A 14,035-nucleotide genomic window follows, 5' to 3' on the forward strand; every position below is an offset into this window, starting at 1 on the left:
CATGACCCAAGGCGGCATCAGCTATTTCGGCATCCGCCACCACGGCCCGGGCTCCGCCGGGAGCTTGGTCAAGGCGTTGCAGGAATTGCAGCCGGTCGCCGTGCTGATTGAGGGGCCGGTGGATGCCTCGCCGCTGCTGCCGCTGCTCGCCAGCCCCGACATGAAGCCGCCGGTGGCGCTGCTCTGCTATCCGGAGGATGATCCCGCCGCGACCAGCTTCTGGCCTTTCGCTGAATTCTCGCCGGAATACCAGGCAGCACTTTGGGCCGTCGCCAACAAGGCGGCGCTGCGCTTCATCGACCTGCCGTCGGCCGCGCGGCTTGCGGAGAAGGCGGCTGAAGCGGCAGCGGACACCGAAGCAGCCGAGGCGGAGGCCAAGGACGAGCAGGGCGAAGAACCCACGCGCGTCCAGGATCCGATTGGCACCCTGGCGCGTGCCGCCGGCTACGAGGACGGCGAGAGCTGGTGGTCGGACATCATCGAGCAGAATCCCGAGCCCGGCCCGATCTTCGCGGCCATCGCCGACGCGATGACGACGCTGCGCGACGGCGAGGGTTCGATCGGCAGGTTAGAGGCTATGCGCGAGGCACATATGCGCCTCGAGATCGCCGCAGCGCGGAAGGAATTCGACGGCCCCATGGCCGTGGTTTGCGGCGCCTGGCATGTGCCGGCCCTTCAAGCAGGGCATACGCAGAAGAGCGACCAGGCGCTGCTCAAGGGCATCGGCCGGCGCAAGACCACGATGACCTATGCGCCGTGGACCGGACCGCGCCTGGCGCTGGGCTATGGTTATGGCGCCGGCGTCGTAGCGCCGGGCTGGTGCAAGCATCTGTGGCAGACACGTGGGCAGGACGACGCCTCGGTCCTGTGGTTGGCGCGGATCGCCTCGGTGCTGCGGGCGAAGGGCCACATGATCTCCACCGCATCGCTGATCGAGGCGGAGCGCCTGGCGCGCGCGCTTGCCGCCATCCGCGAACGGCCGAAGCCGGGCTTCGAGGAGCTTCGCGATGCCTCGGTCTCGGCGCTCTTCAACGGCGAGGCCCTGCTGTGGAAGATGGTCGAGGCCGAGCTGCTGCTCGGCGCCGATGTCGGCGAGATCCCGCCCGACACGCCGCTCGCGCCGCTGATCGACGATCTGCAGCGCAGCCAGAAGGCTGCAAGGCTGAAGCCAGAGGCACTGGAGCGGGAACTTTCCGTCGACCTGCGCAGCGAGAGCGGTCTCTTCCGCTCGACATTGCTGCACCGGCTGAACGTGCTTGGCGTCGACTGGGGCAGGCTGACCGATGTCGGCCGCAGCCGCGGCACGTTTCGCGAGCGTTGGATGCTCGCCTGGCAGCCGGAATATGCCGTCCGCCTTGTCGAGAACCTGGTCTACGGCCCGACCATCGAGAAGGCCGCCAATGGCAGGCTCATCCAGATGATCGGCGCCGCCGCGACGCTCGATGCTTTGGCTACGCTGGTGCAGAGTGCGATCACCGCCGCCCTGAGCGAGGCGTCCGCCGCCGGTCTTGCAGCGCTCGAGGAAAAGGCGGCGCACAGCAGCGAGTGCCTGGAGTTGTTGGCCTCGGTGCCGCCGCTTGCCGACATCATCCGCTACGGCGAAGCGCGCAAGACCGAGAGCGAGCGACTCGCCGGCCTGCTGGAGCGGCTGATCATCGAAGGCTCCATCGCGCTGCCTTACGCGGCGCGCGATCTCGACGCGCAGGCCGCGGCCGCGCTGATGGGAGCGCTGCGCAAGGCCGACGAGGCGATCAAGCTGGTCGAGCCGGACGAGCATGTCCTTGAAGCCTGGCGCAACGGGCTGGCGGCCGTGCTGGATTCGTCACGCTCCACGGCGCTGGTCACCGGCTGCGCAGCGCATCTGCTCTACGAAGCAGGCCGGCTCTCAGCCGATGAGACCGCCGATCTCCTGGCAAGACGCCTGTCGCCAGGGACGGCCGTTCTCGATGCCGCCGCCTTCTTCGAAGGTTTCTTCAGCGGCGCCGGCCAGCGGCTGATCTATGACGAGGGCCTGCGCGGCGCTGTCGATGCCTGGCTGGCCTCGCTCGACGAGGAGGCCTTCGTCGCGCATCTGCCGCTGCTGCGCCGCGTCTTCTCGAACCTCGACAGCATGGAGCGTCGCCGCCTCATCGAGGCCGTGCTTGGCAAGAGAGCGAGCCTGCCTGCCGGGCTAATTCCGGCGCCGGATGGTGGCGCGGCATGGCGGAGGCATTTTGGCCTTCTCGCAAAGCTGCTGGCAGGGGAGGTCAACCATGGCTGACGAAACGACCGGGCGGGATCTCGAAGCGGCAACGGACAATCGCGAGCGTCGCTGGCGGCTGGCGATCGGGGCCGACGACGAGACATCGTCGGCGCTGTCGGCCGAGGACCGAAAACTGTCGGCGGCGCTCGATGCGCTTTATGGCGACGGCAGCGGCGACACCGCCGGCGATCCGTGCAAGCGGCGTGGCGGGCTCGGCCGCTCGGCACCCCGCGTCGCGCAATGGATGGGCGACATCCGCTCCTTCTTCCCCGAGCAGGTCGTCCAGGTCGTGCAGAAGGACGCCTTCGAGCGGCTGAACCTGAAGCAGATGCTGATGGAGCCCGAGTTCCTCAAGGCGATCGAGGCCGACGTCAATCTCGTCGCCGACCTCGTCTCGCTGCGCTCGGCGATGCCGGACAAGACCAAGGACATCGCCAGGTCGATCATTTCCGACATCGTCGCCAAGCTGATGCAGCGCCTGGAGCAGAAGACCGCGGAGGCGATCCGCGGCGCGCTCGATAAGTCGCGGCGCACCAACCGGCCGCGCCAGCGCGATATCGACTGGCCGCGCACGATCACGGCGAACCTTCGCCACTACCAGCCGGACCATAAGACCGTGGTTCCGGAAAAGCTGGTCGGCTTCATGCGTCGTCAGCGCCGATTGGTCGACCTCGACGAGGTGACGCTCTGCGTCGACCAGTCCGGCTCGATGGCAAGCTCGGTCATCTATGCCTCGATCTTCGCCGCCGTGATGGCCTCGCTGCCGGTGGTGCGGACGAAACTCGTCTGCTTCGACACGGCGATCGTCGATCTGACCGAAGAACTCAGCGATCCGGTCGAGGTGCTGTTCGGCGTCCAGCTCGGCGGCGGCACCGACATCAACCAGGCGGTCGCCTATTGCGCCGAGCGCATCGAACGGCCGACCAAGGCGCATTTCGTCCTGATCACCGATCTCTACGAGGGCGGCAACGGCAAGGAGCTCCTGCAAAGGCTGGCAGCACTTGTCCGGTCGGGCGTCAACGTCGTCGTGCTCTTGGCGCTCACCGATCAGGGCCGTCCCGGCTACGATCCGTCGATGGCCGGGTCGGTCGCCGCGATCGGCATCCCGGTCTTCGCCTGTACGCCCGACCATTTCCCCGACATGATGGCGGCGGCGCTGCGTCGCGAGGATATCGGCGCCTGGACGGCGGGCGCGGACATCAAGCTCGTCCGTGCCGACGCGGAGACGCCGAACGCCGCCGAATAGCGCTCGGCGGCGTTCGCTATGACCTTTTCCGCGACCTGATCATGACAGGTTATGCGGATGCTGCTTAGCCGAATTTCGGGTCGAGGCTGCCCGACTTGTAGCGCTTGGCCATCTCCGCCAGCGGAATCGGCTTGATCTTCGGCGCGTTGCCGGCGGTGCCGAACTGCTCGAAGCGCTCCTTGCAGAGCTTCTTCATCGCAGCCATCGCCGGCGTCAGATATTTGCGCGGGTCGAACTCCGACGGGTTCTCGGTCAGCACCTTGCGGATCGCGCCGGTCAGCGCCATGCGGTTGTCGGTGTCGATGTTGATCTTGCGCACGCCATGCTTGATGCCGCGCTGGATCTCCTCCACCGGCACGCCCCAGGTCGGCTTCATCTGGCCGCCATATTTGTTGATGATCTCCTGCAGCTCTTCCGGCACCGACGAGGAGCCATGCATCACCAGATGCATGTTGGGCAGACGGCGATGGATCTCCTCGATCACATTCATCGCCAGCACCGCGCCGTCCGGCTTGCGCGAGAATTTATAGGCGCCGTGGCTGGTGCCCATGGCCACCGCCAGCGCATCGACATGCGTATCCCGCACGAACTGCTCGGCCTGCACCGGGTCGGTCAAGAGCTGGTCGTGGCTGATCGCGCCTTCGACGCCATGCCCGTCCTCCTGCTCGCCGCCGCCGCTCTCCAGCGAGCCGAGCACGCCGATCTCGCCCTCCACCGACACGCCGCCCCAATGCGCCATGTCGACGACGCGGCGGGTGATGCCGGAATTATAGGCGTAGTCGGCCGGAGACTTGCCGTCCTCCTTCAGCGAGCCGTCCATCATCACCGAGGTGAAGCCGTACTGGATCGCGGTGACGCAGGTCGCTTCGTTGTTGCCGTGGTCGAGATGCATGCAGACCGGGATATCGGGATGGATCTCGACCAGCGCGTCGATCAGCTTGGCCAGCACCACGTCATTGGCGTAGGCGCGCGCGCCGCGGCTGGCCTGCAGGATGACTGGCGACTTGGTCTCCTCGGCCGCCTCCATGATGGCGAGGCCTTGTTCCATGTTGTTCATGTTGAAGGCAGGCACGCCATAGCCATGTTCGGCGGCATGGTCGAGCAATTGTCTCAGTGTGATGCGAGCCAACGAATAGTCTCCCGTATCTGTTGAAAGCGCGATTTAGCAGGTTGGGCCGAAACCCGGCCCAACTGCTTCTGGCCGGATTTCCGACGGACCGCAACCCACTCAGGTCGCGGTCCTGAAATCCAAATCGGTTTAGTTCCGACGCGCTGCTCGCGAAGCGGTTCAGGCCGCGATTCTGGCACGCGCGGCGAGGATCTCGACGCAGGCCTTCGCCGCCTCCTTGCCCTTCACGGTGAAATGCTCGTGGAAGAAGCGGTGATGCTCGGCGCTGTCATGGTAGTTGTGCGGCGTCAGCACCGCCGACAGCACCGGCACGCCGGTCGCAAGCTGCACATTCATCATCCCGTCAATGACGGCGCTCGCCACGAAGCCATGCCGGTAGATGCCGCCATTGACGACGAAGGCGGCGCCGAGGATCGCGGCATAGCGGCCGGTCTCGGCAAGCGTCTTGGCGTGCAGCGGAATTTCATAGGCTCCGGGCACGTCGAAGACCTCGACGGCAAAGCCGCCGAGCGCTGCAAGCTCGGCCTCGAACGCCGCTGCGCATTGGTCGACGATATCGGCATGCCAGCGCGCGCGAATGACGGCGACGCGAAGGGTAGTTTGGTCTTTAGGGAAATGCTGATTCATGGGTCCTTCCTTCCGTTTCGAACCAGAATCAGGACGCACGACGCAAAAACACGGCCCGCGCGAGCGGACCGTCTCCTGCGGCCGTTCTCTTCCATCCGGACTGTAACCGTCGGCTCCGGAATCGCACCGGATCTGCTGACCCTTCCACTAGAGCGCCACGCGTCCTTTTGGACGCGTAAAGGACGCTCTAGCACTTAAGAATCCACGCATTAATGCGTGGACCGGAAGGCGCTCGCGGGCTTGGGTCGAGACCCTTACCGCCGGTGGGGACTTTCACCCCGCCCTGAGAACATTAACGACGGAGGTATGGAGGGGGAGGCAGGCGCTGTCAATTGGCGACTAGCCAATCTCCCCCTAGTGGGGGAGATGCCCGGCAGGGCAGAGGGGGGCGCGAAGGATCGCGGCGTATCGTTTTCTTCACGCAGGCGCTAGACGATAATTCGTTTGGGTAAGATCAAAGGCGATTCCGACATGCTGGCGGGACAGCGCCCCCCTCTGTCCTGCCGGACATCTCCCCCACAAGGGGGAGATTAGCTAACCCCGTTCGGGAAACATCGCCTTCAGCCCCTCGCGCGAAGCTTTCGCCACGCCGCGCTCGGTGATGAGACCCGTCACCAGCCGCGCCGGCGTCACATCGAACGCCGGGTTGGCCGCCGGCGTCGCATCCGGCGACACGCGCACCTGCGCGACCTTGCCGTCAGCCGTCTTGCCCCACACCAGCGAAACCTCGTCGCCGGAGCGTTCCTCGATGGGGATTTCCTTCAGCCCGTCGGCCACCGTCCAGTCGATGGTGGGCGAGGGGAGCGCGACGTAGAAGGGCACCTCATTGTCGGCCGCGGCCAGCGCCTTGAGATAGGTGCCGATCTTGTTGCAGACGTCGCCATTGGCGGTGGTGCGGTCGGTGCCGACGATCACCATGTCGATGTCGCCATGCTGCATCAGATGGCCGCCGGCATTGTCGACGATCAGCGTATGCGGCACGCCGTGGCCGGCCATCTCCCAGGCGGTCAGCTGGGCGCCTTGGTTGCGCGGCCTGGTCTCGTCGACATAGACATGGACAGGAATGCCGGCCTCGGTCGCCAGATAGATCGGCGCGGTGGCCGTGCCGTAGTCGACCGTCGCCAGCCAGCCGGCATTGCAGTGGGTGAGGATGTTGACGGTCTCGCCCGGCTTCTTCTTCGCCGCGATCTCCTTGATGATGGCAAGCCCGTTCTCGCCAATGGCGCGGTTTAAGCCCACATCCTCGTCGGCGATCTCGGCGGCCCGCTTGTAGGCCGCTTCGGCACGCTCCCCTGGCGCGAGGTGCTTGAGGTGCCGGCGCATCTCGTCCAGCGCCCAGCGCAGGTTGATCGCCGTCGGCCGCGTCTTGTTGAGCGTTTCCCACACCGTATCGAGCGCTTCGTCCGACGGATCGTCCTTCATCTGGATGGCGACGCCATAGGCGGCGGTGACGCCGATCAGCGGCGCGCCGCGCACCCACATGTCGCGGATGGCGGTGGCGATGCCGGCGACGGTTCCGATCGTCTCGATGCGGAACTCATGCGGCAGCCAGCGCTGGTCGATGATCTCGACCGAGCGCTTGTCGTCGCTGAGCCAGATGGTGCGGTAGTGGCGTTCGCCGACGTTCAAATTCAGTTCTCCTGTTCGATCAGCGCGGCCAGATTGTTGACCTCGTCGATACTGTGGATCCGGCGCCGGTTGACGGCGATGTGGCGGCCGAAGCGCAAAGCCTTGGCCTCACATCTGGCGCGCAGGTCTTGATCGGCAATGGTCTCGAAATCGGCATTGTGGGCCAGCCCAAGGATGCGCCGGTGCACCTCGATGCCGGCAAAGCCGAGCAGGTCGGTCCAGATGGAATGCAGTATGTGGTCGAGCGCCTGTTCGGAACCCAGCCTGTCGCCCTGATCCTCGAACAGGCTTTTCTGGTAGAGCATGCCGGTGCGTTCGGTGCGCCACAGATGCGAGAACTCGGCGCGGAAGGTTGCCCATGTCTCGGCCGTGACGCCGAGCAGATAGGCGCGCATCGAGTCCCTGCTGCCTTTCTCCTCATGGCCGCGCTGCGAGAAGAAGGCCATCCAGAAATTGGCGAGCAGCATGCCGACATCGAAGGCGATCGGGCCGTAGAAGGCGAATTCCGGATCGATCATCCGGGTCTCGGTGTCGGTGACCATGATCGAGCCGGAATGCAGGTCGCCATGCAGCAGCGTCTCGGCATTGGCGGCGAACAGATGCTTCAGCCGCTGTGCCTCGACCTTGAGGTCGCGGTCGGCGCGCAATTCGGCAACCAGGCCGTCGAGCTGCGGCGAGGTATGCCGGTTCATCCTGGCATCGAAATAGGGATCGGAGAACACCAGATTCTCGGTGATGTCGCAGAGCTCGACATTGTCGGCGAACAGCGCCAGATCGGCCTTGCGCTCCTTCGTCACCATCGACAGATCCGAGCCGCGGAACAGCGTGCGGGCCATGAACAGGCCGATGTCGCGCGCGATGTTCGGCAGTTCGCGGCCGTCGATCAGCGCGCGCCTGAGGATGACATGCGGCGGCGCCATATATTCCATGACGATCAGCGCCTGGGTCTCGTCAAAATGGTAGATCGCCGGCACCGAGCCGGGCGCCCGGCGCTCCTGCCTGGTCAGCGCATGATATTCGAAGAAGGAGCGCTTCAAGGGTAGTGGCCAGCTATCGCCAACCAGCCGCACATAGGGCAGCGCCTGCTTCACCACCGCCGCACCTTGGTCGCCCTCGACGATGAAGACGAGGTTCAGATTGCCGTCACCGACCTCGCGTACTTTCCAGTGGCTGGCGTCCTTGCCGATGCGCTCGGTCAGCGCCGCGGTCTCGCCAAGGCGCTTCGGCAACGTCTCCACCGACAATGCTTCGAACTTCCCGGTCATTCTCTCCCCTCCTGCTCGTGGTGTCCGACGATAGCGGAGCCACGGCGGCGGGGCCAAGCTAGGAAGCGCTCTGGCAAATGTCAATCGTGTTGACAATTGACGAATGAGCCCATAGCGTCAGGAACCAGGGAGGAAGGAATGGGCGCAGATGCCGTGTTCCATGTGGAGGGCTTAAGGAAATCCTTCGGCCAAAACGAGGTGCTTGGCGGCATCTCGCTCGAACTGCATGCGGGCGAGGTCACTGTGCTGATGGGCGCCAACGGCGCCGGCAAGTCGACCCTGGTCAAGATCATCAGCGGCGTCTATGCGCGCGGTGCCGGCACGATGCGGCTGGCCGGCAACGCATTCGACCCGCAAACCCCCGCCGAAGCCATTCGCGCCGGCGTCGTCACCGTGCACCAGAACATCAATGACGGCGTGGTCGCCGACCTCGATGTCGCCACCAACCTGACGCTCGATCGGCTGAGCGGCAAAGGCGCGTCGATGCTGTTCAAGCCCGCCAATGTCCGTGCCGAAGCCAAGGCCGTCGCCGACCGCATGGGGCTCGCAATCGACCTCAAGGCGCGCGTCAGCGATCTGTCTCTGGCCGACCGGCAGATGGTGGCCATCGCTCGCGCCATGGCGCACCAGCCCAAAGTGCTGATCCTCGACGAGCCGACCTCCTCGCTGTCGAGCGCCGAGGCCGACCGGCTGTTTTCGCTGATCGACCGGCTGCGCGGTCATGGCGTTGCCATCCTTTATATCTCGCACCGCATGTCCGACATCCGGCGGCTCGCCGACCGCATCATGTCGATGCGCGACGGTGTCGTCTCCGGCGTCTTCGATCAAAAACCGCTCGATTACGAGGGCGCCGTCAACGCCATGCTCGGCCGCAAGATCCGTCTCGACAGGGTCGTTGCCAGAAGTTCCGTCAGCGCGGTCTTCACTGCAGAAGGCCTGCGGATCGCGCATGGCGCGAAACCGATCTCGATGACGCTCGGCGCCGGCGAGGTGGTGGCGATCACCGGCCTCGTCGGCGTCGGCAAGACGGCGCTTGCCGAAACGCTTTTCGGCGTGCGCCGGCCGCTCGCCGGCGCCATGCATATGGACGGCAAGCCCTACGCGCCGGGCTCGGCGCGCGAAGCGATCGCCGCCGGTGTCTTCCTGGTCGCCAAGGATCGCGCCGAGAGCGGCATCGTCGGCGGCTTCAACATCGAGCGCAACATCAGCCTGCCGTTCCTCAGGCGCATGTCGAGCCTCGGCGTCATGAAGAAGCGTGCCGAGCGCCTCGCCGCCCGCCGCCAGATCGACGAGCTCGGCATCGTCTGCCGTTCCGAGAAGGACGAGCTTTCGTCGCTCTCTGGCGGCAACCAGCAGAAGGTGATGGTAGCGCGCTGGATGTCGCAGGCCTCGCGCCTCTTCATCCTCGACGAGCCGTTCCAGGGCGTCGACATTTCGGCCCGGCGCGATATCGCCGCGAAGCTTCGGGCCAGCGCCGACGGCCGCGCGACGCTGATCTTCGTCACCGAGATCGACGAGGCGCTGGAAACCGCCGACCGCATCCTGGTGATGTCGGAACACACGATCGTCGGCGAGCACAGGAACGCCGATATCGACCTCGACCGGCTGCTGGCGGAAGTGGCCGGCGGACCGCTGCATGGTGTTGCGTGAGATCGTGCGGATGACGAGACTCGGAGTGCAGGCATGAGTTCTAGTTTGGCGGAGAGGACAACAGCGCGGGAGCGTTCGATGACATTGCGCGACTATGCCATCCGCTACGGCTTCATCGTCCTGCTGGTCGGGTTGATCGCCTATTTCGCGATCGCTGCCGACGGTTTCGTTTCGCCGCAGAGCGCGGTCTTTATCTTCCAATCGGTGGCCATTACCGGCGTGCTGGCGCTCGGCGTCACCGCGACGTTGGTCGTCGGCGGTTTCGACCTGTCGATCGGCTCGGTCGCCACAAGCGCCATGATGGCGGCGTCCTATGCCATGGTCGTGCTGGAGCAGAACGCCATCGTCGCGGTGATCTCCTGCCTGGTCATCGGCGTCATCGTCGGCCTGATCAATGGCTGGCTGATCGTCTTTATGCGCGTGCCCGACCTGCTCGCGACGCTTGGCATGATGTTCCTGCTGCTCGGCCTGCAGCGCATCCCGACGGAAGGCCGCTCGATCGCCACCGGCATGACCATGCCCGATGGCTCGGTCGCCAACGGCAAGTTCTCCGAAGCCTTCCTGGCGCTCGGCCGCCACCGCATCGACTTCTTCATCCCGAACCTGATCCCGGTCTCTGTGGTGGTGCTGGTGGTGCTCGCGCTGCTGATCTGGTTCTTCCTCGAATACACCCGTTTCGGCCGCATGATGTATGCCGTCGGCAGCAATGAAAGGGCGGCCGAGCTCGCCGGCGCGCCTGTCAAGGCATACAAAATCTGGGCCTATGTCATTTCGGGAGTTTTTGCCTCGATCGGTGGGATTTTGCTCGCCGCGCGGCTTGGACGCGGCGACATCGCCTCGGGTAATAATCTGTTGCTCGACGCAGTCGCCGCGGCGCTCATCGGCTACGCGGTGCTCGGCGCCGCCAAGCCCAACGCCTTCGGCACCGCCGTCGGCGCGGTGTTCGTCGGCGTCCTGCTGCAAGGCCTGACGATGATGAACGCTCCTTACTACACGCAGGATTTCGTCAAGGGCGCGGTGCTCGTCGTCGCCCTTGTCTTCACCTTCGCCCTTTCCGGCAGGGGCAAGAGATAGTTGCGACCGGGACATTGATGAGAACACAAACGGAGGAAAAAGTGAGCATCACAAGGAGACTTTTGGGGAAGGCGGCACTCGGCCTCGCCGGCGCGGCGCTGCTGATGCAGGGAACGGCGTTGGCGGCGGACCGCCCGGCGCCGTTCGACAAGCCCGGCGTCAAGATCGCGCTGGTGCGTTATCTCTCGACCGGTGACTTCTTCCAGGCCTATCTCTCCGGCGTCGAGGCGCAGGGGAAGGCCCTCGGCGTCGACCTGCGCGTGCTGGACAGCCGCCAGGACGCCGCGCTCCAGGCCGACATGGTCGACCAGGCGATCGCGCTCGGCGTACAGGGCATCATCATCCAGCACGGCCTGACGGAATCGATGAAGGACGCCGCCCAGCGCGCGGTCGACGCCGGCATCAAGGTCGTCGCCTTCGACGTCAATGTCGAAAACCCGAAGATCCCGCAGGTCGAGCAGTCGGACAAGGATCTCGCCAAGCTGGCGCTCGAGCAGGCGGTCAAGGACAATGGCGAGAGCTGGAAGGCCGGCTATGTCTATGTCGCCGGCATCGCCCCGCTCGACCGCCGCAACGAAACCTGGGTGGATGTGAAGAAGAAATATTCAGGCATCAGCGAGGTCGCCCAGTTCGGCACGCTCGACAACCCGATCGCCAACTCCGTCGCCAACCAGGCGCGTTCCGTGCTGCAGGCGCATCCCGATATCAAGGTGATGTTCGCGCCCTATGACGAGTTCGCCAAGGGCGTGAAGATCGCCGTCGACGAGGCGGGCCTGAACAAGGGCATCAAGATCTACTCGGCCGACATCTCGACCTCGGACATCGCCGCAATGCGCGAGCCCGACAGCGCCTGGGCCGCCACCGCCGCCACCAACCCGGCCGTCGTCGGCCAGGTCTCGGTGCGCGCGTTGGCGCAGCTGCTCGCCGGCGAGGATCCCGGCCACAACGTCATCGTGCCGCCGACGCTGATCACCCAGAAGGAGCTGATCGACAAGGACATCAAGAACATGGAAGACCTGTCGGCCAAGCTGCCGCAATTCGCCCATGCCGATGTCGCGATGCCGGCCTGGATGCCGAACCCCAACGCCAAGTAAGGTCTCAGGCAGTCACGAAATGAAGAGAGCGGTCCAGCGGGCCGCTCTCTGTCTTTGTGAGGGCTGCTGTTGCGGCCTCACCGCTGCCAGAAGGGCAGTTTGGCGATCTCGGCCTCGACCTCTTTTTTCGTCAGCCCGATATCGTCGATCAGATGCGGATTGTCCCTCGCCATCCGCTTGAGCTCGAAGCGAAAATAGGCCTGCTTGCGGTGCTCCGCGATGAGGCTGCGCAAGGCTGCCAGGCGATAGCGCCGCCGGCCCGTGTGCATTGCCGGTGCCAGACATGTGGAAAAAGCAAAGCTGTCGTTCATGGCAACCTCCATTGAAATGAGGGTTCCAAAGGCCCTCGACCTGATTGAGATTGCACTGTGCCGCAGGCGGCGAGCGGCGTAATTAAGCCCTCCCAAATAGTTCTCAAAACTTCCAAATCGGATAGACGGGTTCGCCGTTTCACCGAAACGGCGAACCCGTCTATCCCTTTGTTTTTACGCAATTCCGGGCGGAAGGTTACGGCGAAGACGCCGAACTTAACCGCTCACACTTTTCCTGGAATTGCTCTATAGATCGCCGCATGCAGGGATCGCGCTTTGCTTTCGGACCATTCGTGTTTGATCCCGGCGCGGGAACGCTGCTTCGGGGCGATGTTCCCGTTGCCGCCGGCCATCGCGGGCTGAAGCTGCTCGAGGCCCTCGTCGCGCGTCCAGGCGAAATCCTGGCCAAAGCCGAGCTGATGGACGCGGCCTGGCCGGGCACGGCGGTAGAGGAAGGCAATCTCACCGTCCAGATCGCGCAATTGCGCAAGCTGCTCGGTCCGGCGGCCGGTGGTGGCGAGTGGATCGCCACGGTGCCGCGTGTCGGCTATCGCTTCACCGGTACCGTCGAACAGGCCGACGCCACGCGCAAGCCCTTGCCGCTGCCCGACAAACCGTCGATCGCCGTGCTGCCCTTCATCAATCTGAGCAACGATCCCGAGCAGGAGTCTTTCGCCGACGGCCTGACCGAAGACCTGATCACCGACCTCTCGCGGATTCCTGGCCTGTTCGTCATCGCGCGCAATTCGGTCTTTGCCTACAAGGGCAAAGCGATGGACGTGCGCGCCATCGCCGGCGAGCTCGGCGTGCGCTATCTGCTGGAGGGCAGCGCCAGGCGCGCCGCGGGGCGCGTGCGCATCAACGCCCAGCTGATCGACGCGCTGAGCGGCAAGCATCTATGGGCCGAGCGGTTCGATCGCGGCGTGGAAGACATCTTCGCCGTTCAGGATGAGGCTACCGCCAAGATCGTCGAGGCGCTGCTCGGGCGGCTGCGCGCGCCGCCGGCCCGCAACCGGCCCAGGAATCTGGAAGCCTATGATCTCGTCGTGCGGGCTCGCAAATCGTTCGACGAGTCCCCACAGATGGCGCGCGAGGCGCATCTGATGCTGACGCGCGCCATCTCGCTCGATCCGGACTATGCCGAGGCGTATCGCTGGCTTGCGATGAACCACTGGATGGGCTGGGTGCATTGGGGCGAGGCGTTCGAGCCTGCCCGCAGCACGTCCCTGGAATTGGCGCGCAAGGCGGTGGCGATCGACCCCAACGACGCTGGCTGCCGCTGGGTGCTCGCCAATCTGCTTGCCTATGAACGCGATTTCGAGCAGGCCGAGATTGAGTTCGCCAAGGCGATCGAGCTCGATCCGAACGAGGCGGATATCTGGGCGACATTGTCTGACTTCGAGGTGCTGGCCGGCCAGGTGGACTTGAGTCTCGAGCACATCCGCAAGGCGTTCCGGCTGAATCCCTTTCCGCCGAGTTGGTATTATCTGACGCTCGGCCAGGCGCAATATGCGGCCCGTGACTACGAAGCCGCCGTCGAGACACTGCGCCGCGACGAGACCTACCGCACCAGCTCACGCCGCTTCCTGGCGGCAGCGCTTGCTCAACTCGGCCGCCTCGACGAGGCCCGGACCGAGGTCGCGCTGTTCCTCGTCGGCAATCCGCATTTCTCGACCCAGCGCTGGGTCGACACGGAGCCGTTCCGCGACGACGCGACGCTTGAGCACTTCGTCGACGGGTTCAGGAAGGCAGGGCTGCCGGAGTGAGG

The 14,035-nt window shown here is 65.0% G+C and carries 11 protein-coding genes and 1 riboswitch; of the genes, 6 read left to right on the forward strand and 5 right to left on the reverse strand.

Translation table 11 applies throughout. The annotated features are described in order from the left end of the window. Position 1: 1 nt before the first annotated feature. Both EJ068_RS24130 and EJ068_RS24135 read left to right on the forward strand, forming a co-directional pair. On the forward strand, positions 2-2,260 hold the full coding sequence (locus EJ068_RS24130) for a DUF5682 family protein (RefSeq protein WP_127251663.1): 2,259 nt from the start codon (positions 2-4) through the stop codon (positions 2,258-2,260). Beyond that, complete coding sequence (locus EJ068_RS24135) at positions 2,253-3,488, forward strand: VWA domain-containing protein (RefSeq protein WP_127251662.1); 1,236 nt, start codon at positions 2,253-2,255, stop codon at positions 3,486-3,488. Before EJ068_RS24130 ends, EJ068_RS24135 begins: the two co-directional genes overlap by 8 nt. A gap of 64 nt (positions 3,489-3,552) precedes the next feature. Here the strand turns inward: EJ068_RS24135 and fba are convergent, their stop codons facing one another. The 4 genes from fba to mtnK form a co-directional block, all read right to left on the reverse strand. After that, positions 3,553-4,617: a class II fructose-bisphosphate aldolase gene (fba, locus tag EJ068_RS24140; RefSeq protein ID WP_040998092.1), complete on the reverse strand. Its 1,065-nt coding sequence runs from the start codon at positions 4,615-4,617 to the stop codon at positions 3,553-3,555. Between the two features lie 159 nt (positions 4,618-4,776). Further along, complete coding sequence (locus EJ068_RS24145; protein WP_127251661.1) at positions 4,777-5,244, reverse strand: 6,7-dimethyl-8-ribityllumazine synthase; 468 nt, start codon at positions 5,242-5,244, stop codon at positions 4,777-4,779. 79 nt (positions 5,245-5,323) lie between these two features. Continuing rightward, a riboswitch (FMN riboswitch) is annotated at positions 5,324-5,539 on the reverse strand. A gap of 239 nt (positions 5,540-5,778) precedes the next feature. Next, on the reverse strand, positions 5,779-6,873 hold the full coding sequence (mtnA, locus tag EJ068_RS24150) for an S-methyl-5-thioribose-1-phosphate isomerase (protein ID WP_127251660.1): 1,095 nt from the start codon (positions 6,871-6,873) through the stop codon (positions 5,779-5,781). Positions 6,874-6,875: 2 nt separating this feature from the next. After that, complete coding sequence (gene mtnK, locus EJ068_RS24155) at positions 6,876-8,138, reverse strand: S-methyl-5-thioribose kinase (protein ID WP_127251659.1); 1,263 nt, start codon at positions 8,136-8,138, stop codon at positions 6,876-6,878. Positions 8,139-8,276: 138 nt separating this feature from the next. Between mtnK and EJ068_RS24160 the strand changes: the two genes are divergently transcribed. The 3 genes from EJ068_RS24160 to EJ068_RS24170 all read left to right on the forward strand — a co-directional run bounded on the left by EJ068_RS24160 (position 8,277) and on the right by EJ068_RS24170 (position 11,956). Further along, positions 8,277-9,788 (forward strand): sugar ABC transporter ATP-binding protein, encoded by a 1,512-nt coding sequence (locus EJ068_RS24160; RefSeq protein ID WP_127251658.1) that lies wholly within the window; start codon positions 8,277-8,279, stop codon positions 9,786-9,788. A gap of 78 nt (positions 9,789-9,866) precedes the next feature. Further along, entirely contained in the window at positions 9,867-10,862 is a 996-nt protein-coding gene (locus EJ068_RS24165) for an ABC transporter permease (RefSeq protein ID WP_127386282.1), read from the forward strand. A gap of 41 nt (positions 10,863-10,903) precedes the next feature. Further along, the gene (locus EJ068_RS24170; protein ID WP_127251332.1) at positions 10,904-11,956 is read left to right on the forward strand and encodes a substrate-binding domain-containing protein; all 1,053 of its coding nucleotides are present in this window, start codon (positions 10,904-10,906) and stop codon (positions 11,954-11,956) included. Between the two features lie 77 nt (positions 11,957-12,033). Here the strand turns inward: EJ068_RS24170 and EJ068_RS24175 are convergent, their stop codons facing one another. Continuing rightward, a complete protein-coding gene (locus EJ068_RS24175; protein ID WP_245463213.1) occupies positions 12,034-12,267 on the reverse strand; it encodes a DUF1127 domain-containing protein in 234 nt (77 codons plus the stop codon). A 260-nt stretch (positions 12,268-12,527) separates the two neighbouring features. On the opposite strand from EJ068_RS24175, the gene EJ068_RS24180 reads away from it, so the two are divergent. Beyond that, on the forward strand, positions 12,528-14,033 hold the full coding sequence (locus tag EJ068_RS24180) for a winged helix-turn-helix domain-containing tetratricopeptide repeat protein (protein ID WP_129554904.1): 1,506 nt from the start codon (positions 12,528-12,530) through the stop codon (positions 14,031-14,033). Positions 14,034-14,035 lie beyond the last annotated feature (2 nt).

The organism is Mesorhizobium sp. M2A.F.Ca.ET.043.02.1.1 (genome assembly GCF_003952405.1).
Classification (GTDB): domain Bacteria; phylum Pseudomonadota; class Alphaproteobacteria; order Rhizobiales; family Rhizobiaceae; genus Mesorhizobium.